The following is a 26,997-nucleotide window of genomic DNA, read 5'->3' on the forward strand; positions in this document are numbered from 1 at the left end:
TTAAAATGTTAAATTTAATCCGAGCATATAGTTCTTTGTCGTTGTCGGATCTCCATAAGCATTGTGCTTGTTGGCATAGTTACGGGTCGCTTTTACCGAACCCTCCGGGTCGTTGTTAGGATAGTTGGTCAGCGTAAAGGGGTTTTGTAACTGCACATAGAAGCGGGCTCTCGATATACCTAAAAAGTTGTTTACACTTGCCGGAAGCGTATATCCGAAGGTGATATCGGAGATCCGTACAAAGTTTCCGCTGTTATACCAATAGGCTTCCCGGTGGGGCTGATCGGCATCTCCTTTCGTCGGTTTGCGAATATTTGTCTGGGTATTTTTAGGTGTCCAGTAGCTGCCATAGCGGGTATTCATACGTCCATCATGTCCATATCCCGGATCACTGTAAACCGTATGCCCAAACATGCCATACATAAAGATATACAGATCAAAATCTTTATAGTTAAGCGTATTCCCCATCCCGGCTGTCCATTTAGGCATCTTTTGTCCTCTGATCTGACGGTCCTTATCATCTATCTTATAGTCGCCATTCAGATCGACAAAACGCAGGTCGCCCGGTTTGTAACCCAGTCCGTTTTTATTAAACTCACTCATCTCATCCATGTCCTCCTTGGAATAACCCCAAACAGATTCGGTGTTGACATAATCGTAGTAGGTGTCTACCGGATAGCCGACAAACCACATATTGGCCACATCTTCTTCCAGACCGGAAGCCAGCTTGACGATTTTCTCTTTGTTGGTAGCAAACTGCAGGTTTGTTGTCCATTTAAAATCTTTGGTATGGAAGTTTACTGTTTCAAGACTTACTTCCAAGCCTCTATTTTGTGTCTCTCCTACGTTCTGTACAATGCTGCTGAAACCGGATACTTCCGGAAGAACGCGAGGCATCAACAGGTCATAGGTATTCTGCTGATAGACATCGATAGTTCCCGACAGACGTCCTTTGAACAGACCAAAATCGATCCCGAGATTGTATTGTCCGGTGGTTTCCCAGGTCAGGGTGTTATTGGAAAGTGAATTGGGCGCATAGCCTACGACCCCCTGTTCTCCCCAGGTATAACGGCTGCTGCCGATTTTCCCGATCGTCTGATAAGGGCTTACGGCGGAGTTACCTGTTTTCCCGTAACCGGCACGCAGCTTCAGGTTATTGATAACTTCTATGTGCTCCTTAAAGAATGGCTCGTCGGAAACACGCCACGCCAAAGAAGCAGAGGGGAACGCAACCCACTTATGACCTTCTGCCAGACGGGAAGAACCGTCATAACGCAAAGAGGCTGTAAGCATATAGCGGTTATCTTTGAATCCATAGATAGCACGTCCCATCCAGGACATCATGGTCCATTGCGTATACCCGCTGCTTACCGACTGCTGGGTAGCAGTTCCCATGCTGTAGTACAACTGTGATTCAATAGGCAAACCCAGCGCTTCTCCGGAGAAGGGTTCTTGTATAAATCGTTGACTCGACTGTACGGCGGTGAGATTCAGGTCGTGCTCACCCCATTTTTTGGAGTAGCTTAAGATGTTTTCAAATGTCCAACCCCTTTCAAAGGCAAGGCTCTGACTGGCCAACGCATCCCCATGTTTCTGTTGGGTAGATTCGGAAGCATTGAATGATTGCGCCTGTCCACTATAGTAGTTGGTACCGAAGTTGGCACGATAGGAAAGTCCGTTGTTCAATTTTATCTGCGCATACAATGTTGCGTCAATCTGGTTTCTCTTTGTCTTACCCTGGTTTCCTGTGAAATCATAAAAAGGATTCCACAACATACCCTCACCGGTTGGATGAACCACTAAACCTAAGGCAGGATCACCTACTTGCGTTACGTCACCGCCAACACCATACTCACCACTTCCACCAGGTGAATAATACGGAGTCCCTAACGGGTTCCAGTTGCCTCCAACACCTGTTCCATTGTAAAACTCCCAGTAAGCAAAGTTGCTGGTAGCCCCCACAGTGATGTATTTCCCTACCTGTTGATCTAAATTCATACGCAGGGTGTATCTTGTCCGGAAAGAGCGGGGTGTTAAACCCTCATTATCCATGAACGATCCGGAAATAAAAAGCTTAGTAGTCTTAGTTCCAGAACGTATGCTAACGCTATGATTTTGAGAGACAGATTGGTCGCGAAAGCCTGCTTCCTGCCAGTTGAAGCCGCGTAAGTTGGCCGGATTGTAGCTGCCGCCGGCCCATGCCTGACGCACTGATTCCAATACATAACCGGAGAGGTCACGCGAAGCGATATATTCCAATTGCTGATCATACTCCCAACTAGGTGACTCGGAAGGATAAACGGCATTCGGGTCAATGCTGTATCCACCGACTCCGTCATAGATATATTTGCGGTCGGCTTCCCGCAGGTATTCCAGGTATTCCTCCGGATTGCGTACTCTCCGGTATTTATCTCTTTTTCCTATAGACAGATAACCGCTGTATTCCACGCTTACCTTGCCCTCTTCCCCCTTTTTGGTCGTCACTAAGATAACACCGTTTGCCCCACGCGAACCATAGATGGCAGTAGCGGAGGCATCTTTCAAGACCTCCATGGATGCCACGTCGGCAGGGTTTATCGTACTGACCCCACTGGAAGAGGGTATTCCGTCGATTACAAAGAGCGGGTCATTCGACGCACTGATGGAACGATTCCCACGAATACGAATCATCGGATCACTATTCAGACCTGCTCCTGCCACCATCACGCCTGCCGCCTTACCGCGCAAAGCCTCCTGTATAGTGGTAGGTGCTGTCGCCATCAGTTTTTCAGAACTTACCTGCGTGATAGCGCCGGTCAGGTCGCGCTTCTTTTGAACACCATACCCAATGACAACCACCTCTTCCAACGTTTCGCTATCTTCCAAAAGCGTAATGTTATAGTTGTTCTGTCCTAACGGTAACTCCTGTGTCTTATAACCAATATAGGATATGACTAAAGTACCGCTTTGCGGCGCTTCAAACGTAAATTCACCGTTTACATCCGTAATGCTGCCAATAGTTAACCCTTTGACCTGAACATTCGCCCCGATGACCGGCTCACCCGCCGCATCTATTATCGTACCGCGAATCGTTCTGTTTTGTGCAAAGGCTTGCATGCTGAAAAGACAAAAAAGTAAAAGCAATAATCCGGAAAACAGAGATTTCCGATTGTATCGAAAGAAACCTCCTTGTATATTTCTTTTGTTCATTATTAGATAATTAATTCATTATTAATGTTAATACTCTCCATGTGACTTTAAATGGGATTTTCATAATTGTTCTTTAAGATTTCTCATAGGCAATTTCTTTAATGTTAGACTTATTTATTTTCAGAAACATTCCTTATTTGCTCTCCGATGCATTGTGCAGAAGCGGTGGAATGCCAAAATAACTGGGGTATTTGTTATCCGGATTTACGATAATATTCTCCAGCACTATTTCCGGATCAACCATATATATTTTTAGCGTATGTATGCCTGGAGTTTTCACTTCCACCTCCGCGTCTAACCACCGCAGATTGTCGAACACTTCGTTCCGGCGATGCTGACCTGTGCCGATAAAGGCAATCTCTTTATTTGGTTTAGGGAGCGGTTGTAATACCTTAGACATGGACAGGTTTTGAGGGGTATACTCTCCAAACGTGTCTATCAATCCCTTGCGGGCGTCTATCGTTTGAGGTGTCTCATTGTCTAAAGCGACAGCTATTCGTAATCCCCGTTCGGGATAAACATCCTGCGTAGGAAGTATGCCAAGGCAAACAATCGCATTCCCTGCTTCAGGAAAGAAAACAGTATATTCCAACGTCGGTGCATCTTCTATGGTCGCACTGGAAGCCGTTACCGGAGAAATACCCATACAAGCCTCCGCCCGCCCTAAGTCGGGCAATTCGATCCATCGGGCATTCTTCCCGGCAATGTTGGCATTATATTTATTGGCTGGAATAGAAAACTCGCCTGTCAGGTTACCGAAATAATGTCCGGAGACACGGGGAAGTGGCTGCTTGACCGCCTGAACCTTAACGGATGTTTTGTTTTTCCCCTGCTTGATCTCAATGAACCCTTCGGATGTGCCATCAAGGAGTAAATCCCAATCCACCCAAACATGCAGGCGCTCTTCCTTTTCGACATGCCCCTTTTGTTTATTTAATTTGATCCAAGGCTGTTTTGTTTTTGCACTGAATTCAAACGAACCGGTTCCACGATTAAAAATATCGATATAATATCGTTGGTTTTTCAATACATCAAACAGAGGTAATTCTGCCTGCTCGGTTGCACCGGGCCAGGCCAGGGCAGAGCCTTCTACGGCTATCCCCATATGAGGTCGGTCTAATGGAGTCACCTCGATCAGTTCCGGTAACACATTCTTTTCAGGCATAAACCAATTAACGTAGCCAATATGGATATCCGACATCATGTTTTTCCATTTCCCTCCCGACAACTGATCGTTATAATAGGTGCTCAACTGATTATCGACTTCAAAAAGAGCCCGGGCGCGCGCCGCGTAATCATTCGCGCTTATGCGTCCTTGTGCCGCATACAGATTGTTTTTTGCGGCAGCCAGATACATTTCTCCCACACCGGCGGATGCTTTTGCCGGATAAAGTACCAACTGATAATAAGCGTCTTGCATTTCAGGGGCTATTTTAGGAGCAAGCGCTTCCGCCCGGCTTGCTACATCACGCCAGAGCTCTATCACCCGGTCTGCCTCCAGATGATTCACCACACTGAAAATACTCGTGGCTTGTGCCTCTGGCTTTCGCCAAAGATTATACTTATTATATTTTGAGACGATATCCGCTATTTCTTCCGCATAGGTTTCACCAAACAGCCTGGTTGCCCAGTCTACGGTATAAGCCCATGTTCTGTCGGCAGGTATAGCATCCGGGTTCCAGGCGTAACGCATAATGAAATCGATCGGCAACTCTTTCGGTTTCAGGTCACCCACATTGACCACCCACAATTTGTCAATTCCTGTTTGATAAGCCAGGTGAAACTGCTCACGCAATTTGGGAATGGTCGTCGTATTTACCCAGCGGTCGTTCCACGGCCCGCCATTCATATCGATATGATAATAGAGTCCCAGCCCCCCTTTCCGTTCTCGCTCTTTCGGAGGAGCTATGCGGCGTATATAACCCCAGTTATTGTCACACAAAAGCAACATCACATCATCGGGCACGGTAAACCCGGCATCGTAATAGCGCTGCACCTCGGTGAAAATAGCCCAAAGCTGAGGCACTTCTTCCGGATCTTTTTCATATACTTTTTCTATAATCTGACGTTGGCCTTCTATTACTTTATATAGTGTCTTCATGTTTTCTTCATCGCCCCCATCGCTCATCGCCACGTCGCCATCTCCCCGCATCCCGATAGTGATCATGTTATCATAGTTTTTGTTTCTTTCCAATCCTTCAAGGAAAAACTGATCCAGCTTCTCTTTATTGACAGAATAATCCCAGGGACCTACCTCCTTGCGTCGTTTGGTATATTCTTGATGGGCACGCATCATCGGCTCATGATGGGAAGTTCCCATGACAATGCCATATTCATCGGCCAAAACAGGATTCATCGGATCATCCTCATTAAATGCTTTTCCCCACATAGCCGGCCAGAGGTAGTTGGCTTTTAGGCGCAATAATAACTCGAACATATGCACGTACATTTTAGCATTAACACCACCGAATTGTGCTTTTGACCATCCGCCAAACGAGGGTTCTTCATCATTGATAAAGATACCCCTGTATTTCACCTTGGGTGACTCCTGCAGGTATCTACCCGCTTGTACATATAATGTGTTGCTCTTTCTGGGTGGAACATCCGCCCAAAAATACCAGGGAGAAACACCGATCTTCTCGGAGATATCGTAAATACCATAAATAGTGCCTCGCTTATCACTTCCGGCAACAACTAAATGATCCCCGACAGTTTGTATCAGAAAAGATTCCCATTGTCCCTCGATTTCGCTGATGTCAATTTGACCCTCTTCAATCAGCCGGTCAATGATCCGGCTTTTTCCAATTGTTCCTACTAAGACAGATCCTGCCTTTATTTCCGTGTTTTCAATCACCTCGGCCGCTTTCCCGGATACCTTTCGGATGTCATCCCCTAAATCTTTGGCGGCCCGGATCACCCCTTTCCATTCTTGCGGATCCACATAGATAGAAGCCACGTGTCCCTCGGCAACAAGTGGGAAAGCTTTTTCGGAAAAGCTGTTTAGTATGTATGGAGACGACGTTTGAAACGCTATTTTCTCTGTTTGGGAAAAGAGCGTCAGAGAAGCCATTACCCCCAGTAAAGAGAGTATAAATCTTTTTTTAGTAGGTGTACTCATTGTATAACAGTATTTCTTTTATTTTGTGGCATGTGTGTTCGGACACAAAGGTAGGTAGCTGCTTCTCAAAAAGCGGTTTTATTTATTTCTCATCCGTTTGTAAAGGTTGTATGCACTTTTGATTATGTTGCATTTGCTTTTGTTTTTGTCGCACTCTCCTTTTTTTCTGTAGGAGAAGTTATTGGCTGACAGTGGTCAGCCATTTGGTCGAGCATGGTGAACCAATTGGCCGATAGTGGTCGACCATTTGGCTGACCATGCTCGACCAACAAATAGTCCCGCCTTTTGCAAAAAAAACACCCTACCAAAATATCCTTTTACTATTTTGAGGCTCTCAGGGTCTTGATGAGGTCGAAATCAAAAAAAACTGTATCTTTGTAAATAATAAGCGTATTGTAAGCAGACAAAAACCACGGTCTTATCTTCAAGCCAAACAGACCATTCGCATTACGTAATTCACACATAATCAGCATATACCACCCGATTTATTCATTTCCTAAAATATATGATAGCTATATGAGATATTTATATACGCTTCTTTTTCTATTCGTTTGTTCGGTTTCTCTGTATGCGCAGGCTGTAACTCCTTATCGTGTGCGGGAATTTGAAACGGAAAAATTAACCTCCCATTTGATCAATAAGATCGTACAAGATCAGTATGGGTTTATCTGGATTGCCACTGACTATGGATTAAATAAGTTCGATGGCATACATTTTACCCCCTATTTACATAACGATGAAGAGGAAAATTCGCTGTTGTCGGACAACGTCCGCTGTTTGTTGATCGACAAAAAAGGAACATTACTGGTGGGCAGCAGTCAGGGATTGCAATATTATGATCCCGATGAAGACGCTTTCAAAACCATAGCTTTCCCCGGAGACAAATCCTTGCACATCTCTCGAATAATGGAACTTCACACCGGCGAAATATGGGTGACGACTTCCGGCGGAGGCATATTCTCCATTGATCCGGACACGTATGCCGTTCAATATAAGGATCAGATAACAGAGATAACCGGCCTGCATCCGGGGTATATCTATGAAGATCGCCAACACTTTCTATGGGTTGAAACAGAATTGGGCGATTTGCTTCGTATTGACCCCGTAACTCATCATTCATTACATTTGGATCACGCTGACATATCGAAGAAAAATATCACAGGCATGCTGGAAGACCAAGACGGGGTTTTCTATCTCAGCACATCCGCTTCAGTCTATGTCTTCGATCGGGAAAAACAAAATTTCATTTCTTTAAATATTCGTAGCGAGCATGAAGTCGTTATTACGAATATCTTTCTAAATAGCCAGGGGACTATTTATGTTACGACAGACGGACAAGGGCTTATGTACATAGACACTCGGTCAGGCAGTGTCTTACCGATTATCGACAACAGGTATAACTCATTTATTTATACCACAGCCAGAATACCTGCTATTGCTGAAGACCGGGATCAGAATATATGGTTAGGATGTTTTCAGGAAGGGATATTCATGTTACATAATTCTCCTACAGGATTTGAGTTTTGGGAAGTTCCTGACAAAGAGGATCTGCGGGGCAAAAAAGTCACTGTCGTCTCGGAAGACCATGAAGGGAATATCTGGTATGCGATCAATCGGGAAGGATTGTTTCAATTAAACGACAGAGGGGAAGTCATAGCTGCTTATAAGGATTACACGAAAATAATGGCCATCTATACAGATTCGCAAAACACTCTATGGGTAAGTTCTTATACGGAAGGGTTGGGGAAATTCAATACGCACACTGGGAAGATAGACTTCCTGCATATCCCTTTTGACGGGTATTATATGAAAACAATAGCCGAAGGGAGCGATCAGCAGTTATATATCTCTTCGTTTGGACAAGGGTTTATCCGTTATGATATGCAGACCCATCAATGGGAGAAGTATGATATGAGACAGTCAGATACAGGACGCGGCAGATTAACCAACAATTGGATAAACTGCATATTGTCGGATTCTGACAATCTCATCTGGCTGGGACATTACAAAGGCCTTTCCTGTTTTGATCCGCAACATAATCGATTTATAGATTTCAAACAGAAAGATAACTTATCGGAACAAGTCTGCCTGTCGCTCATTGAGGATGAACAGGGATGGATATGGATCGGAACGTATAACGGGGTGTTTTGCTTCAATAAACAAACAGGTGAATACGCGCAATATACAACCGAGAACGGGCTATCGAGTAATGTGATTTGTGGGTTGGCTCACGATGAGGAGGGCAATATATGGTGCAGCACGTTTAATGGCATCAATCAGTTGCAACGAAAAGATAATCAGATCATCAATTACTATACCGGAAATGGCTTGATGGATAAAAGATATATCCGGGGGGTCTACTTTCAGGGCAATAACAGGATCTATTTCGGAGGAGATAACGGCATTACCTCTTTCGCTCCAATGGATATAGAAAACCCTCGTTATCAGAATAAAACACTGATAACAGATGTATACATTCATAATAAACCAATTAACCGCAAAACAGTATCCGGGAATAAGCCCGTCATCTCTACAAGCCTGTTGGAGGCAGAAGAGTTTAGGTTTTCCTATGAGGATAATACATTTGCCTTTGCGTTCTCAACGATGGATTTTTTAGACTCTGAAAACATTTATTACTTATATCGTTTGAAAGAATTGAGTGATGAATGGATATCCACCCTGCCCGGAGTAGGACAGATTGCCTACAATCACTTGAACCCCGGGAAATACACCTTAGAAATTAAAGCATCGAAATATGGTGTTCATTCTCCTGTTAAGCAGGTTTCTATCATCATTTCTCCCCCTTGGTACAGAAGCCCGTTAGCCTGGTTTATTTACTTAGTCTTTTTTATCAGCCTGTCATTGTTAGTGGCTAATCTGATCCGCAAAAAAAGAAAAGAACAAATCAATGAATCAAAACTTCAGTTCTTTATAAATATTTCTCATGAAATCAGGTCGCCGTTGACGTTGGTTATAAGCCCTATGGAGAAGCTCCTGAAAGAGGATATGGATCCTGCCACACAAAAAATCCTTCAGGGGATGTATCGAAATGCCAACCGTATATTGGATTTGGTCAATCAACTGCTGGATATCCGGAAGATTGATAAGGGACAAATGAAACTCCAATATACTAAAACCGATATGGTGAGATTCATCGATGAGATATATAAGGTATTTGAATACCAGGCGAATAAAAGGGGTATTCATTTTGTTTTCGAATATCAAACAAATGATTTGACTGCCTGGATTGACCGTAGCAACTTCGATAAGGTGTTGATGAATCTATTGTCGAATGCATTCAAGTATACACTCGACGGAGGAGAGATTATCATCACCCTGGATACAGGTGTTGATAAAACAAACCGGGGAGCCCTGCATCATTATATGGAAATTAAAATAACGGATTCCGGCATTGGTCTGGAAAAAGAGAAGATCGATAAACTATTCGACAGGTTTTATCAAGGGGAAAACCAGAAAGTGTATATGAATCTTGGCTCCGGGATCGGTTTGAACCTGACGAAAAACCTGGTAAACCTGCATCATGGAACGATCACTGCTCATAACAGGGAAGAGACATCGGGAAGCTGTTTTGTTATCCGCATTCCTTTAGGTAAAAAACATATAAAGAAAGAGAATTTGACAGAAGAGCTTGAACATCCATACATGCCCAAACAAACCCTACCTATTCGCAAGGAAAAAGAGAGAGAAAAACTACCCAAGCGGAAAACGAATTATAAAGTATTGATCGTAGATGATGAAGAAGAAATCAGGGAATATCTCGTGCAAGAACTAAGAGACTTTTATCATACCCTGACGGCAGTCGACGGACAAGAAGGGCTTCAAATAGCCTTATTGCAACAACCCGATCTCATTATTTCAGATGTTATGATGCCGAATTTGGATGGCATCAATTTGGTAAAAAAACTCAAGAGCAATAGTAATACAAGTCATATTCCCGTATTGCTGTTAACCTCCAAAACCGAATTTAAAGATCGTTTGGATGGATTAAAAAAAGGAGCGGATGCTTATTTAACAAAACCGTTCCTGATAGAAGAATTGCTCACGACGATCACCAATCTGCTTAAGAACAGACAACTATTAAAAGGGAAATTCTTAGAAATGCAAAACCAGAAAGACAAAATAAAACCTCCTGCATTAAAATCAAATGATGAAAAGCTGATGGAACGGATTATTCACGTAATCAATGACGAATTGGGTAATCCTGATTTAAATGTAGAGTTGTTGGCATCAAGGGTTGGCCTTAGCCGCTCCCAATTACATCGACGGATGAAAGAATTGACAGGCATATCGACCATTGATTTCATTCGCAATATTCGTTTAAAACAGGCCGCGATATTACTTAAGGAAAAAAGAATAGATGTTTCACAGGTGGCATATGCTGTCGGTATTTCTAATCAAGCTTATTTTTCAACCATGTTTAAACGGTTTTATGGTGTTTCGCCTACAGAATATAGTTCGCAAGAGATGGAGGATATATAGGAATAAAAGAGGGTGTGTCAAAAGCTGACACACCCTCTTTTATTAGTCAATTCCTTCGGTTGTTACTCAACCGTTACATCCACCTTTTTCAGGCCTGCATCGGCGGAGGTGCCACCATAGAGGATGGTGTAGCTGCCGCTTTTGGCTACCAGGCCGTTGGCTGCTTCGTCGTAGAATTCGAAGGCGTCGGGACGGATGGTTAATTCCAGGGTTTTCGTCTGGCCGGCATCGATGTAGACGCGTTCGAAGGCACGCAAAGACTTCACCGGAGCTGCCGGGTCGTTGTTGCGCTTCACATATACCTGTACCACTTCGTCGCCCCCTTTATCAGATGCGTTGGTGACGGGGATGGAGATGGTCGCGCCTTTCGTTGCTTTGATCTTGTTGGCGATCTTTGCCTGTCCGTAATCGAATTGGGCATAACTCAATCCGTGTCCGAAAGGATAAAGCGGCGCTTCGGTCATGTAGCGGTAGGTGCGTCCGGTCATGTGGTAGTTTTCAAATCCCTGGCGAGCCGGGTCGTCGGTCTTTTCCAGGGCGTTATCGAGCTGTTCGAGCGTTTTGTAGAAGGTCACCGGTAGACGTCCTGCCGGGTTATAATCGCCAAACAACACATCGGCTACGGCTGTTCCGGCTGCTTGTCCGCCATACCAGGCACACAACAGGGCATCGTAGTTCTTTTCATCCTGTTCCAGAGCCAGCGAGCTACCGGTACACAAGACGAACACCACCGGTTTGCCTGTCTTCTTCAGATCGGCCAAAATGCGGCGTTGCACACCGGGAAGATCAATCGATACCTTATCACCACCCTTGAAACCTTCCGCGCTTACCGGCATTTCTTCGCCTTCCAAACGGGGAGAGAGTCCTCCGGCATAAATAATAACATCAACGTCTTTGATGCGGTTGGTCAGTTCGGTGAACTCAGCCCGTTCCTTGCGGTAGACAGAGAAGTCGATGCTTACGCGACGACCGGTCTGGGCATGTTCCAGTTTCACTTTATATGTTTTTCCTTTTTCCACATTCAACGGATATTCGGAAGGCACACTGGCTTCGCGTCCCGATTGCGTCATCACCTCTTTGTCATTGATAAAGAGGGTGTACTTATCGGAAGTGCGGGCAGAGAATACCACTTGTCCGGTATAAGGAGCCGTAAACAGACCGGTGATCCGGGTGGAGGTGTTATCCATATTAACACCTTGTGCCAATGCGGTACCGCCTGAGTTGTTGTAGTTGATGCCTTCGGCATTGATCACGGTGGCAACCGGTTGTCCGTCAAAGGTATTGTTGTTGTAGAAGTCAACTTTTAAGCCCTTACTACCATTCGCTTCGCTTGTGAAGCCTTCATAAAGAGAGGTTCTTACCCACGGGTCTACCAGGTCGCAGCCTTTGTCGTAGATGATCTCTGCGTTCGGCAGTTTGGCTTTGATACCGTCCAGAATAGTCACGGTGGAAGAGGGGAATCCGTTGTAGTTACCCCACAACATCACGCTGTCGGCTGCATTCGGACCGATCACGGCAATGCGTTTGATATCTTTCTTCAGCGGCAATACATTGTTATTGTTCTTCAATAAGGTCATCGATTCACGGGCTACCTTGAGCGCTTGTGCGCGATGCTTTTCAGAGTCTACGATAGAATAAGGCAGATTGCTCCAGGGCACTAATTCCACCGGATCCAGCATACCCAGTTCGAACCAGCCACGCAATACGCGACGAAGCGATTCGTCTACCTGCGCTTCGGTAATCAGGCCTCTTTCCATAGAGAGCACCAGATTTTCATACACGCTACCACACTCCAGGTCGGTGGTGTGGATCACCGCATCGGCTGCTGCCGCTGCCGCGTCTTCATGGGTCGCGTGGTTGTTCGGCAAGAAGAAGTCGTTGATCGCCCAACAGTCGGATACGACCATACCGTCGAACTTCCATTGATTGCGCAGGATATCGTTCAATAACACATCGCTACCGCAACAGGGCTGTCCTTCGTAAGCATTATAGGCACACATCACCTCGCGCACGTTTCCTTCCTGCACCAACGCCTGGAAGGCAGGCAGATAGGTTTCCCACAGGTCGCGTCCCGTAGCAATGGCATCATAGGAGTGGCGGTTCCATTCCGGTCCACTATGCACGGCATAATGCTTCGCGCAGGCATGCGATTTGTAATAATTGGGATCGCTTCCCTGCAAGCCCTTCACGGCAGCTACGCCCAGACGTGCCGTCAGGTAAGGGTCTTCCCCATAGGTTTCCTGTCCACGGCCCCAGCGCGGATCACGGAAGATGTTGATATTAGGAGTCCAGAAGGTCAATCCGTAATAGCGTCCATGGTTATCTTCCCGCATCGCTTCGTTGTATTTGGCACGTGCTTCGTCGGAGATAATATCGAAGGTCTCCAAATGACCCGCTTCGTTCCAGGCCGCCGCCATACCGATAGCCTGCGGAAATACAGTAGCACGTCCGGCACGGGCTACGCCATGCAAGGCTTCGTTCCACCAGTCGTAGGCGGGGATACCCAGGCGTTCGACCGGTTTAGAAGAGTTAATCATCAAGCCGGCTTTTTCCTCCGGCGTAAGCAAACTAAGCAGGTTCTCTACCCGTTTGTCGATCGGCAGCTTCGGATCTTGAAACGGATACTCATATTTTTGCGCACAACCGGGCAAAAACAGGATGGCAATACATGCCAGCATAGGAATAAACAACTGTTTCTTCATATATCTATCTTTTTTAATAATAATTCATTCTCAACAGATGATCCGCATGGATACTATTAAAGTCTGGTGACGGTATAGCTCTTTCCGGCTTCCGTTTGTATATCGTATTCGTATATACGATTCAATACAGGGTACTGCGGACTGTCGATCTCTTTGGTCACCAATGGATCACTGATAGCCGGACGCATATAGAACGGGTTCGGGTTTTCGCCTTTCGCCTCTTTCAGCCCCTCTCCTTTCAAAGGAACGTAAGAGCGGAGACGCAGGTTTCCACCAAGCGCTGAGGTGATCGTTGCTTTTTCCAACTGAATACCATCCCATGTGATATCTACCTCAAATCCGCCGCGTGCCTTCAAGCCGCTGATGCTTCCCGTGCGCCATTCGTCGGGTATGGCAGGCAATAGATGAACCGCTCCGTCATGGCTTTGCATCAACATCTCAGCAATTCCCGCCGTGTATCCGAAGTTGCCATCGATCTGGAAGGGCGGATGGGCGTCGAACAGGTTGACATAGGTTCGTCCGTTCCGATTGCCGGGCTCCACCAATACCAGCATATTTTTGATGATTTTATAGGCATGATTCCCATCGAGCAGGCGTGCCCACAGGTTTATCTTCCAGCCGATAGACCAACCGGTAGCCATATCTCCGCGGTAAACGAGCGAGTTCTTCGCTGCCTGGAACAGGGTCGGATGCGTATAAGGTGATATCTGATTGGATGGATAGAGACCATACAAATGAGACACATGGCGGTGTTCGTTTTTCGGATCATCGGCATCTTCCAGCCATTCCTGCAACTGATTGTAGCGTCCTATCTGCATCGGAGCAAGGCGACGGATCATCTTATCCAATTTATCGGCATAGGCCGCTTCTTTGCCCAGGATCAGGCAAGCCTGGCGAGTTCTGGTAAGAATGTCGAAGGCGATCTGATTGTCCATCGTACATCCGGCAACGATCGTCGAAGGACCCGGCCCGTGTTCGGGCGAAGTAGAGGGAGAGGTAACCATCCATTTGTAAACAGGATGTTCCACCAGGAAGTCTAAGAAGAAGTCGGCCGAGCCTTTCAACACCGGATAAACCTCTTCCAAAAATGCTTTGTCACCTGTATAGAGATAATGCTCCCAGAGATGTTGTGCCAGCCAGGCGCCTCCGTTGGGCCACATGCCCCAGGCAGCCGCATCGACCACCCCGCAGCTACGCCATATATCGGTATTATGATGAGCCACCCATCCGTTGCAATCATACATCTCACGGGCTGTCTTAGCTCCCGTTACCGACATATCTTTCAACATTTGGAATAGTGGCTGATGCGTTTCACTCAGATTAGTCACCTCTGCCGGCCAGTAGTTCATCTCGGCATTGATGTTTATCGTGTATTTTCCATCCCAGGGAGCCAACAGGTTGTTGTTCCAAATACCCTGCAGGTTGGCTGCTTGTCCGCCCGGCTGTGAGGAGCAGATCAATAGATAGCGTCCGTATTGGAACATCAACGCAGCCAGGGAGATATCTTCGCCTTGATTGAAATTCTTCACGCGGATATGGGTTTCTGCCTCAGCTGCCGGCGATGTGCCGAGATCCAGCTTCACGCGGTCGAATTGTTTCCGGTAATAATCGATATGATCGGCTTTGGCCTTGTCGTACGGGTTCTTCTGTGCATTCTTTAGATAGGCTGTGGCCTTTTTCGTCGGGTTTCCACTGACGTCTTTATAGTTAACGAAATTGGTGGCGGCTGAGATATAGATTGTTGCCACCGTGGCGTTGGCGACTGTTATTTTATCGGACTCAACGGTTACCTTCCCGCCTTCTGTCTTGATGGACGTTTGCGTTTCCAGGCGGATAGCACCGGGTATCTCTTCATGTTCTTGTCCATGGCCTGTAAGGATTAGTTTTCCGTCTTTCTTTGAGACGGCATGTTCTTTCAAGGGTGTTTGATAGCCTGCGGAGAAAGAGAGTGCCCCCTCTTTGTCGGCTGTCAAACGAACCAGGATCACCTGGTCGGTGAATGAGGTGAAGACTTCGCGGGTATAGGTCACCTCGCCTACTTTATAGCGAACCGTTGCCACCGCGTTTTGCAGGTTCAGGTCACGGTAATAATCGGTATATGCGTCGTGCCCGTCGAACGAGAGCATCAGGCTACCGATTGTCTGGTAAGGCATACCGTTTTGCGGTGTCTTGAATTCTTCGTTTATCATTTTTTCTGCCTCTACATTCTTTCCGGCGAATATGAGTTCGCGCACCTTCGCCAGCGCATGTATGGCATTGGGCTGATTGTTGTCGTGAGGCCCACCACCCCAAACCGTCTCTTCGTTGAGTTGCAACTCTTCGTTGGCCGGATTACCATACACCATCACGCCCAGGCGCGAGTTTCCAAGAGGCAACGCTTCCACCCATTCCTTGGCAGGGGAAGCATACCATAATTTCAACTCCTCCGCCATCGTATAAGCAGAGATAATCAGTAAACTAAATAATAAGCAAAGTCTTTTCATGATTTCTTTTATTTCTATTGTTTCTCGTCTGCCAAAATTATCAAAATAAAATGATTATTAGGGGCTGACCCAAGGGTCAACCCCTAATAAACTCCTATTTATTCAAAACTCATCCAGTCGATCTCGATTTTACCATTTCCTTTGAGCCCAACCCATAGGTTCTGCATCCCTTTGGGTTTGCCGGTTACCGGTGCGTCAAGCACGATCCAGTCGAAATGGCCGGGCACATTCACTTCGGAGATCAATGCGCCATTAGCACCTCCTGTCCGAACCTCCAGCGTAACACCTCTCTCGGCAAACACGCGGATTTTTGCCTTGGCGGGTGTTTGTTGTCCGAAATCAACACTGTTGTATTGTACCCAAGCTCCTTCGCCGGTCAGAACGGTCTTCCAGCCTTTGAACTTATCGAAGCGATCCAGGTATTTTATCTCTGCTCCCTTTTCACTCAGGTGGCTGTAACGATCCAGTTGGATTTCTTTTTTCGCACAGGTCACCCCTATACCGCGCAGGGTGGGTGTTACCTTTTGGATAGTACCGTCAGCATTGAAATTGAGCGAGTCGGCACGCATCGAACGGTTCTTGTCGAATTCGGGTGAAAAATCGTTGTGGTGGTAGAACAGATACCATTGGTCTTTGAACTCAACGATCGAATGGTGGTTGGTCCAGCATCCGTCAGCCCATTCATCCATAATGATTCCTTTGTATTCAAAAGGACCCATCGGAGAGTCACCGATGCAATACACCAAAGCCTCTGTATTCTCTATAACCCAAGGGAAGGTATAGTAATATTTGCCGTTGCGTTCAAACAGGAAAGGACCCTCTTTCAATCCTCCGCCTGCCGGCAGTCCTTCGATACGCTTCGGTTCGGAAGCCAGTTCAAGCAGGTTGTCTTTCAGCTTGGCCACAAACATACCGCCGCCACACCAATAGATATAAGCCTGTCCGTCTTTGTCGATAAAGGTACAGGGGTCGATGCCACGTACGCCTTTGATCGGCTCGGCCTGCGGAATGAAAGGACCGTAAGGCTTATCGGCAATAGCGACTCCGATCATCGAGCCTCTGCCAAGGGCCGGATCACCGGCTGCTGCCGGGAAATAGAAATAGTATTTACCGTCTTTATAGATACAGTCGGGTGCCCACATGGTATATGAGCTTGCATCGACCCAAGGCACCTTAGCCTGGTCTACAATCACGCCGTGGTCGGTCCAGTCGGTCAGGTTCTCGGAAGAGAACACATGATAGTCGGGCATACAGAACCATTCCGACAGCTTTTCGATCGGACTGGGGATGTCATGCGAAGGATATACATAGATTTTCCCTTCGAACACTCTTGCCGTTGGGTCGGCTGTAAACTGGCCGGTGACAAGCGGATTCTGCGCGTGTAGGGAACCGACAATCCATAATAGGCATGACAATAGTAATAGTGATTTTTTTCTCATGGTAATTCTTTTTAAAATGTTCATTAGTTGGTATGTCTCATATTCAATCTGATCTTTTTCAAGTCATTCAATTCATGCACCGGTCTCTCGATATCGTACGGGATCGGTCTATCGGAGAAGGTTTGGAAGTAAAGCAGGCAGGCATCTTTCCACCACACGGCATCGCTCGCCTGTATCTTTAGGCGCGACTGCACATGTCGGAAGCGATGTTCGTCGATCAGGCTACCGGCTTTATCCCATATCTGCTGGAATTCGCGCGCTTGCTGCACACCTTTGTCGTATTTGTAACAGAGGGCATCCCAAAGGGTTTTGCCATCTTTCATCTTGAAATCCCAAGGCAGATGGTGGAACCACAACAGGTATTCATCCGGACAGGTAACCGGGTTGTTGAACTGCTCGCGCAAAGGGGAGAAGTATTGGGCAACGGCGTTGCTGCCACCCGTCGTACGGTCGAAACCGATCGCCTCTTTGGAGGCTTTATGGTAGTAGACGCAGGTCCAGTCTTCGCGTGCCGCCCGGTCGTACCAGGGCTGCGGGCCGTAGTGATGGCCTTCGGCGAATATATGGTGAAGGCCTAACGGCATCATGTAATTGACTACCGCTTCGCGCGAATCCAGCATCATCTTCTTGACGGGAGCAAGGAATTCCGGATCGGAGGTGAATGTCTGACGGATCCATTCATCGGCAATCGCTTCCGATGTCAATGCATGGTTCCAGGCCAGGCGCCCGAAAGCATACCAGTTGGCTTGCGCGAAATGATGTCCGCACCAGTTGTCGTCGACACCGATATTGGCTACGCCCGATATGGCTGACAGCGCATGGTTGAAAAGGCTTCCATCGGTTGCTTTGGCTACGGTCGAGCCTTCACCCTTACTGTATGTATCGCTTTTCAAGAACTCTTCCCACATGGTAGAAAGATAAGCCAGGTGGTTAGAGAAGCCTAAGTATTCCTGGGTGATCTGCAATTCGGCCATCACCGGCGTTTTCTGCATTGCACCAAACAGCGGGCTGAAAGGCTCACGCGGCTGGAAATCGACCGGTCCATTCTTTACCTGTATGATCACATTGTCGCGGAACTCACCGTCGAACGGCATAAACTCAGCATAAGCCTGCTTAGCACGGTCAGGTTCGTCGGGCGCATACACGAAGGCACGCCACATCACAATCCCTTTATAGGGTTTCAAGGCATCAGCCAGCATATTGGCGCCATCGACATGGGTGCGGCCGTAGTCCTGCGGACCGGGCTGCCCTTCCGAATTGGCTTTCACCAGGAAGCCACCGAAGTCGGGAATCAGTTTATAGATCTCTTTCACCTTCTCCTTCCACCAGAGGGGAACAGCCGGGTTCAACGGGTCGGAATCTTCCAATCCACCGAGGATCTTGGGCGAAGAGAAATTGATCGACAGATATACTTTGATGCCGTAAGGGCGGAAGATATCGGCCAGGACCTTTACCTTTTGCAGGTATTCTGCTTTCAGGATGTCGGGCGAAGCATTTACATTGTTAAGCACCGTCGCGTTGATACCGATCGACGCATTGGCTCGTGCATAGGCTTCATAGCGCGGAGAAACCACCTCAGGCAACTGATCCCAGCGCCAAAGCGAGTAACCGGCATAGCCACGTTCAACCGTCCGGTTCAGATTATCCCAATGGTTGAGGATACGGATATCGAATGCAGGCTTTTCTTCTACCTGTATGTTCTCAGTTAGTTGACCCGTTTCCTGCATGCGCAACAGGTGGTAAGCGCCATAGAGCAGCCCCTGTTCGGCTGATGCCATGATATCGACCTGCTTACTGTTGCCCGTGATACGGAAACCATCTCTTCCCAAGGCACGCAGTTCTTTGGAGTTCTGCAAGCGAAGCTTTACCTCGCCCCCTTTCCATCCGTTTGCCAATTCTTCTTTGGCAATGTTGATGGTCGGGCTTTTCTTGTTGGCGGTCACCTTGGCTCCTGGCGCTGTTTCGCCACGCAACCAGAGCTGATGTCCGTCTTCTACCGGGTGAATAATCCGGTAATTGCCGCTCATCAGCATAAAGGAGAAGAGCTGCAACAGGCCGTCATAGTAGGCGTCGAAATAACCATCCTCGTACGGTACATGGCGTGAATTCCAGAAATGATCGATGAATTCTTTGCTCTTATCGTGGGAGCAGACCAATGAAACGGCAGCCGACGTAGCCACCAATCCCAGGGAATGACGCAAGGCCTTATAGCCACCGGCGCCCAGGATTTGCTCTACCTGTGTGCCGTCTACATTGTATTGATCCACAAAAGTCTCTACGCCCTGCTCATACAGGAAATTCTGAATTCGTTCTCCATAGCCCTGCTGCCACTCTTTGTCGGCACAGGCCCAGGCATAATCGATCGCTATATTCATCGGCACCCGCCAGGAGTCGAAGCGGAAAGCCTCACCAATAAGGCGCCCCCGTCCGAAAGGCGTTCCGTCGTAGTTGGAATAGTCGGGGTTCAATCCGGTCACAGGATGAGTCGCTTTGTGCAGGTATTTCCGGCTTTCGGCCGCACATTCGCGCCAGAAATCAGCGCGTCCGTCGTCGGCCCAGCGTGCCCATATTTCATAGAATACCGGCAGGTGGTAAGAGGGATCCGTAAACTGGTTACCCCCTCTGTCGGGCACAAAGGTAATCAGCTTATGTTCCGGATGGATGAGGTTGGTCACCCGACTCTGCTGGCTCTTATTCGTTGCAATATTCAGGATTTGTTGTGCCTCAGCCAGGTAGTTGATATCGCCTTGGTTGCCCCAGAGATTGGAGGCAAAGATCAAAGCCGTTATATAATACAATTCGCCGTCGGAGGCAGGTCCTTGCGCATTGCGTGTGCCGTCGGTCTTACAGCTCCAGGCGAAATAGCCTTTGTAGGGGCCTTCCTGCTGTTGCATATATTTCACAGCCCAACGCCAGAGACGGTCGAATATATCCTGCCGATCGAACTGAACGGCGATCATCATCCCGTACGACATACCTTCTGTGCGCACATCCTTGTTTTTGATATCGGAGATATAGGCCATGGAATCGCCTACCTCGAAATAGACTTTATCAGGGCCTTCGAATACCCCGTGGAAGATCTCCTGCAGACGAGCCTCCACCGCTTCGGGTGCATAACCGGCTTCGACAAAGAGATTTCGATACTGACGGGTCTCCATGCCCCCGGCTTCCCAGGGTTTCAGCCCCCACGCCACGTCCGGGAGTAAGAAGAATCCGAATACAAGAGCAAGAGAGAGGGCTATTTTCTGGTATTTCATAATCGTTGAATTTATTATCGTTTGTGTGTCTGGTAAAAGAGGTTATAAAAGTAATAAACAACTACCTAAAGTTCTTCCCCGACCGGGGAAAAAACCTTAGATAGTTGATTTTCACTTTTGATACAATGTCTATTTCCTAAATACCCTGGCCATCCAGTGTGATTATTTTTCCATCCGCGTCATATTCCAGTTCGACCACCTTCAGGCTGCGAAGCCAGGTTCTTCCACCGGAAGGAACGCTGTCGTGGTGGAACAGATACCATTTGCCTTTGAACTCCGCAATCGCATGATGCGTTGTCCAACCAACCACCGGCGTCAGAATCACACCCTGGTAGGTGAAGGGGCCATACGGGTTATCGCCTATGGCATAACATAATAGATGCGTATCACCAGTGGAATACGAGAAGTAGTATTTCCCATTGTACTTATGCATCCACGACGCTTCGAAGAAACGACGTTCGGTATCGCCACCTGTCAACGGCTTGCCCGCCTCGTCGAGGATCACCACGTCGCGCGGCTCTTCGGCAAACTCAAGCATATCACTACTCAACCGGGCGATCTTGCCACACAGAGCCGGTTCGTCGCCTTCGGGCAAAACGGCAGATTCCAACGCTTTGTTATTGCGATAGCGTTGCAATTGTCCGCCCCAAAGACCACCGAAATACATATAGTATTCACCATTCTCTTCGATGATAGCCGGGTCAATGCTATAGCTGCCTTTGATCGGATCAGGCTGAGGGATGAACGGTCCTTCCGGTTTGTCGCTGATAGCCACACCAATACGGAAGATATCGTTTTGATCTTTCAAGGGGAAATACATATAATACTTCCCGTCTTTCTCGGCCACATCACAATCCCACAACTGACGACCCGCCCAGGGAATATCTTTCGTGTCGAGTACCACGCCGTGATCGATCACCTCTCCGTCGATATCATCCATCGAGAACACATGATAATCCTTCATATTGAAGTGATCGCCATTGTCATTTTCTTCGATACCACTCTCCCAGTCGTGGGAGGGATAGATGTATAATCTGCCATTAAACACATGCACAGCCGGATCGGCCATATAATCGCCCGGAACTAAATATCTTGCTTTTTTCATACTTGTTTCTTTTATTCTTTTTATTGAAGGTGAAGCCTTATTTTGTTGCTTCGTTGATAATCATCTGAATAGCCCCTTTCGGTTGGTGTGCGCGGTCGAACAACAACGGATAGTCCGTACGTCCACGTACCGGGAAGTTATTCTTCCAGGAGTCGCCATCGGCAACACCCCACATGGTCACACGTGAAACCGTATCAGAATGTTTGAGGAACAAGCGGAAGAAATCCGTCATGCGGTTATCCCACGCTGCCTGCGCTTCGGCCGGAACACCTTCGGTATAGGGGTTCAACTCTTTCTGATAGTCGAAGTTGGTACCGATATTGGCACCTACGTCGCGACGAGGGCTCGGAAGGATAGAGATATCAAACTCTGTCACCATCACCTTCACACCTTCTTTGGCATACCCCACGATTGTTGCTTCATAGTCTTCCAAGGAAGGACTGTCCATCGCCACATGTCCCTGCATACCGATGCCATCGATGCGGATACCTCTCTCTTTCAATGTGCGGATCAGGCGAGTCACCGTCTCCCGTTTGCCCGGGTACCACTCGTTGTAATCGTTATAATAAAGCTCCGCCTCCGGGTCAGCCTCCTGCGCGTATTGGAAAGCCAGGGGAATAAACTCTTCGCCTAATATCTCATAGAATTTGCTCTTGCGGTAAGAACCATCTTCCATAATAGCTTCGTTCACCACGTCCCAGCCTTTCACGCGTCCTTTGTAGCGCCCCACTACGGTTGAGATATGATCTTTCATGCGTGTCTTCAGGACTTCGGCAGACACATTCTCCCCGTTTTCGTCAACACAGAACCAACGCGGCAGCTGGCTGTGCCAAATCAGGGTATGGCCAATGATAAACATATTGTTTTCTTCACCAAACTCTACAAATTTATCCGCCAAAGCGAAATCATACATATTTTCCGCCGGATGAAGCTCTCCACTCTTCATACAGTTTTCCGCTACGATAGAACTGAAATGCTCTTTCAATACCCGGATACCTTCAGTATCTTTCCCGGTGATCTGATTGGCATTCAGGGCCGCGCCAATATAAAACTTACCCTCCAACGCATCTTTCAATGTGTTTACTTCTGTCTTTTGAGAGTTACAAGCAGTTGACATCAGAATGAACGTCACCAGCAAAAAATTAATTACTCGTTTCATGGTTGTCAATTTTTATGATTACTATTATTGTTGATTACTACGACGCTCAGCCAGTTCGGCTTGAATCTGTTCATTTTTCTTCTTCGTGATCGGATAGAATGTCAAAGCGATCACACCAATCATAAAGGTAATAGCAGGAATAATCCCCGAGGTAAGCTTAATCCCTTGGATAGCCTCCGGCGATTGAATCGTATTAGCCACAAATCCGAAAGAGTCGATGATACCTCCGCAGATGGCTCCACCAAGTCCCAGACCGGTTTTCAGCGCAAATACGATACCGGCAAACACAAATCCGGTTGCGCGACGATGGTTCACCCATTCAGAATGGTCAGCTACGTCACCCATCATAGCCCACAACAGAGGCACGGTCGGCGCATACGCCAAGCTCTTGAGGATGTTAAGACCGAATATCGCCTGGATATTATCCGCAGGCACGACATAGAACAAGCCGGTAAACAGAGCAGTCAGCGCCAGACAAACAATAAACACATTGCGTTTGCCAAAGATACCCGACAGGAAGCCCGACAACAGGATCACACCCAATAGCTGGATAACAGATCCGATCATATTGAAAAGACTGAATCCGACAGCAAATACACTCTCCGGATCATACACGATCAATCCAAAAGCATCCAGAATGCTTCCCCAGAAGCCCAAGGCACCTACGTCGCCTGTCAGGCCGATATTGCCGAGGAAGGCAAACAGAGCATCTTTATCGACCACATAATTGAAGTAGTACGACATGCTGCTTCCCCACATCGCTAACGTGGTAAAGAGGAAGAGGGTGAGGATGAACATCGCCAGCCAGGGACGGCTGGAAAGGATATCCTTAAAGTCTTGCTTGATGGAAGTCTTCTGATTGGCCGGAGGGGTGATACGCTCCTTGGTGGTGAAGAAGGTAATAACCATTAAGACCACGCCGACGACAGCAAACAAGGTGATCGTCCATAGCCATCCGCTCTGTGAGGTGGTGCTTCCACCAAACTTAGTAACCAAGGGCAAGGTCAATCCCTGCACCACAAAGGTGGCAATGGTCGCCGTCACGAAACGAACGGTGGAGATACTGGTACGCTCTTTGATATCGCTGGTCATCACACCGCCTAACGAAGAATAGGGCGTGTTGTTGAATGAATAGATCGACATCAATAAGGTGTAGGTAATCCCGGCATAGATGATCTTACCCCGCTCCGAGAGGTCGGGCGTCGTAAAGGCCAGGATAAAGAATACAGCAAATGGGATCGCCGTCCAGATCAACCAGGGACGGTATTTACCCCAACGTGTGTTGGTGCGGTCGGAAAGGATTCCCACCACCGGATCGACAAAGGCATCGAAAAAACGGGCAAACAAAAGGATCATACCGGCCGCTGTTGCCTTTATGCCGAATACATCGGTATAAAAGAACAGTTGGAACATCATCATCATCTGAAAAATCAGATTCGCGGAACCGTCACCCAGACTGTATCCTACTTTCTCGCCAAACGAGACTTTTTGTGAAGTTGTCTTCATATTTTTATCATTTAGTTCAGTAATATCGGTTGTTTTGTTTCACTCTGAGGTGGTCCCAGGTAAGAGGGCTTAACCCCACCCAGGTCAACCACGATCTTCTGCAATACAATGCCCGGATCCAACGCCCGGAAGCGCAGGGTATGCACACCCGTAGCCGGCACCTGAAGCGTCGTGGTTGTTTTTATAATGCTTTCCGCCTGCCAGCGGCCTAATTCTCCTTTGTAATGACCGTTGAAATTGACGATCTGCTCTTCGCCACCACCGATGGAAAGGGCATATTTCAATCCCCGATTTCCGTTAAAGTTCAATGTCGGTGCCACGTAGACTGTCACCTTGGCCTCTCCGGCAGAAGCAAATTCAATATCGTATTCCAGGTAGGTCTCCGCATCCGGGAAGGCGGTTACCGGCGTAGTCGTTACCGCCGAAACAGTTTTCCCCAGGTCGGGAATCGTGATCCAGGAGACATCGCCGGGTTGCATCGCCCGTGAATAGTTTGCGGCTTCGATCGATACATATTTATCTTTTTCAATAAATACCGGCACCGACAGGATCCTCTTTTCAGGCACGTATTGCACCTTTGGCATCACCTGGAACGGCGGTTGCTGCCAGTAGGTATATCCGATATGTGTCTGCGACATCATATGGTTCCATTTGCCATCGGCAATCACGGTATGGTAGTGAATTGTCAGAAGGGAATCGCGCTCGTAACAAGCTTTTACCTTATCTGCCCAGCTGTTGGCTTCAACATCATTCTTTGCCGCCAGAGCTTGGTTTTTAGCTACGGCGTAATACATTTCATACAGGTTCGCACAGGCATGTATCGGGTAGAGCACCAACTGATCGTAGGCATCATGTGCCTCTTCAGGCAAGAGGTAATTCAGCTTCATCGCATCGAGCAGCAACTCTTTGTACTCCTGGGTGACCCTTTCGAATTCGTTGTAGTTCTCCAGGCTGTAGGTGCGCGCATTCAACAACTCCGGTGTGACGCGGCGGTTGTATTTGGTGTACAGATTGATCAATCGCGCCGCCTCTTCCGCATATTTCTCGCCAAACTGACGGGCACAGAAGTCGACCGTGTGCTGGAACAGGTTGTTTTCATTGAAACGGTCGGGATTCCACGCCATATCGAGGAAGAACTGGATGGGGTATTCCATCGGTTTCAGGTCGCCCACATTAACCACCCACAACTCCTTCACACCGTAACGATAGGCCAGGTTCATCTGTTCCCAGATACGAGGCACCTGCGATACGTTCAGCCATTTATAGTTACGCGGCCCCCCCACGTAGTCGAAATGGTAATACATGCCATATCCGCCTTTACGGGGTTTCGCGGTTAGTTCAGGGAGCTTGCGCACATTGCCCCAGTTGTCGTCGCAAAGCAATAGGGTCACATCATCAGGAACCCGCATGCCTTCGTCATAATAATCCTGCACCTCTTTGTATAACGCCCATACCTGGGGTGTCTCGGAGGCTTTCTTGCCGGTTACTTTGGCGATGATCTTGCGCTGATCTTTTACTATCTTCTCCAACAGAGCCACATTGGTGTCTTTACTCATCGCTTCGTCGCCATCACCGCGCATCGCTATGGTCACCACTGTTTCATAGTCTTTCATCCGCTCCATGCCTTCGGTCCAGAATTGCGTCAATTCTTTCGCATTTTTACTGTAGTCCCAGGCACCTTTTCCATAGCGTTGCCACTCCACATGGGCGCGGCCCAGCGGCTCATGGTGGGAGGTACCGAGCATGATACCCATCTCGTCGGCCAACGGCCCACTCAGGGGATCGTCGTCATACAAGGCATTGCCCCACATGGCGGGCCACAAGAAGTTTCCTTTCAGACGAAGGATCAATTCAAATACTTTTTCATAGAATTGGCTATTGAAGCCACCGAATGTTTCCGTAGACCACCCGCTGAGGGCCGGGGCTTCATCGTTCAGGAAGATGCCACGAAAACGAACGGCCGGTTCGCCATCCGTATAAGTTCCTTTTTTCACATAGAGATCGGTCTGTTTTTTCACGGGAACATCGGCCCAATAGTACCAGGGCGATACACCGATCTGGGCGGATAGTTCATAGATGCCATAGATCGTTCCCCGTTTGTCGCTACCGGCAATCACTAATGCCTCTTTTACGCCCGGCAGGGGGTTGGCAACGGTCTGGATCAAAAATTTTTCTCTTTTTCCTTTTAGTTCCTGCTCTTCGATTTTTCCTTCGCGGATCAATCCGTCGATCAGTTTACTTTTTCCGATTGTTCCTATTAATACGTTTCTATCACCCGAGGGTGTTGTGTTTTTGTTTAAAGAAGGCGTCTGGCCTGTTACGGCGTTGATATCCATTTTCAGATTGTCGGCCGCACGAAGTATGCCCGGATCTTCCGCCGGATCGATATAGAGAGGAATAGTCAGGGATGATTTGGTCAATGGAAAGCAATCCCCCTTATCTTCAGGGGTAACAAATGTACCTATCTGCGCCATCAGACTGATCGGCAATAGGCATAAACAGAGTAGAGTTATTTTTACATTTTTCATGGATAGAGAAC

Annotated in this window: 11 protein-coding genes and 1 pseudogene; 1 reads left to right on the plus strand and 11 read right to left on the minus strand. The window is 47.6% G+C overall.

Features of this window, described 5'->3' with window-relative positions; genetic code table 11:
- Both M2134_RS09605 and M2134_RS09610 read right to left on the minus strand, forming a co-directional pair.
- Positions 1-3,189 carry a TonB-dependent receptor gene (locus M2134_RS09605; RefSeq protein WP_280758165.1) on the minus strand — a complete coding sequence of 1,063 codons (3,189 nt, stop codon included), beginning with the start codon at positions 3,187-3,189 and terminating at the stop codon, positions 1-3.
- 133 nt (positions 3,190-3,322) lie between these two features.
- Complete coding sequence (locus M2134_RS09610) at positions 3,323-6,307, minus strand: glycosyl hydrolase 115 family protein (protein WP_280758166.1); 2,985 nt, start codon at positions 6,305-6,307, stop codon at positions 3,323-3,325.
- A 516-nt stretch (positions 6,308-6,823) separates the two neighbouring features.
- On the opposite strand from M2134_RS09610, the gene M2134_RS09615 reads away from it, so the two are divergent.
- Positions 6,824-10,807, plus strand: a complete 3,984-nt coding sequence (locus M2134_RS09615; RefSeq protein ID WP_280758167.1) for a two-component regulator propeller domain-containing protein — start codon at positions 6,824-6,826, stop codon at positions 10,805-10,807.
- A 62-nt stretch (positions 10,808-10,869) separates the two neighbouring features.
- Here M2134_RS09615 and M2134_RS09620 read toward each other — a convergent pair whose 3' ends face one another.
- From M2134_RS09620 to M2134_RS09655, 9 genes and pseudogenes are all read right to left on the minus strand, one after another.
- The gene (locus M2134_RS09620) at positions 10,870-13,509 is read right to left on the minus strand and encodes a glycoside hydrolase family 3 C-terminal domain-containing protein (protein WP_280758168.1); all 2,640 of its coding nucleotides are present in this window, start codon (positions 13,507-13,509) and stop codon (positions 10,870-10,872) included.
- Positions 13,510-13,565: 56 nt separating this feature from the next.
- Positions 13,566-15,992: a glycoside hydrolase family 95 protein gene (locus tag M2134_RS09625; protein WP_280751094.1), complete on the minus strand. Its 2,427-nt coding sequence runs from the start codon at positions 15,990-15,992 to the stop codon at positions 13,566-13,568.
- Positions 15,993-16,090: 98 nt separating this feature from the next.
- Positions 16,091-17,431 carry a family 43 glycosylhydrolase gene (locus M2134_RS09630; protein ID WP_280751095.1) on the minus strand — a complete coding sequence of 447 codons (1,341 nt, stop codon included), beginning with the start codon at positions 17,429-17,431 and terminating at the stop codon, positions 16,091-16,093.
- Positions 17,432-17,454: 23 nt separating this feature from the next.
- A complete protein-coding gene (locus M2134_RS15780) occupies positions 17,455-19,464 on the minus strand; it encodes an alpha-glucuronidase (protein ID WP_348525043.1) in 2,010 nt (669 codons plus the stop codon).
- A 207-nt stretch (positions 19,465-19,671) separates the two neighbouring features.
- Positions 19,672-20,688: pseudogene (locus M2134_RS15785) on the minus strand (glycosyl hydrolase family 8); the annotation flags it as partial.
- Positions 20,689-20,824: 136 nt separating this feature from the next.
- Positions 20,825-21,793, minus strand: a complete 969-nt coding sequence (locus M2134_RS09640) for a glycoside hydrolase family 43 protein (RefSeq protein ID WP_280751097.1) — start codon at positions 21,791-21,793, stop codon at positions 20,825-20,827.
- Between the two features lie 37 nt (positions 21,794-21,830).
- Entirely contained in the window at positions 21,831-22,910 is a 1,080-nt protein-coding gene (locus M2134_RS09645; protein ID WP_280751196.1) for an endo-1,4-beta-xylanase, read from the minus strand.
- A gap of 66 nt (positions 22,911-22,976) precedes the next feature.
- Positions 22,977-24,458, minus strand: a complete 1,482-nt coding sequence (locus tag M2134_RS09650) for an MFS transporter (protein ID WP_280751098.1) — start codon at positions 24,456-24,458, stop codon at positions 22,977-22,979.
- A gap of 11 nt (positions 24,459-24,469) precedes the next feature.
- Positions 24,470-26,986, minus strand: a complete 2,517-nt coding sequence (locus M2134_RS09655) for a glycosyl hydrolase 115 family protein (RefSeq protein WP_280751099.1) — start codon at positions 26,984-26,986, stop codon at positions 24,470-24,472.
- Between the last annotated feature and the right edge of the window lie 11 nt (positions 26,987-26,997).

This window comes from Parabacteroides sp. PM6-13 (assembly GCF_029892605.1).
Lineage (GTDB): Bacteria > Bacteroidota > Bacteroidia > Bacteroidales > Tannerellaceae > QVMG01.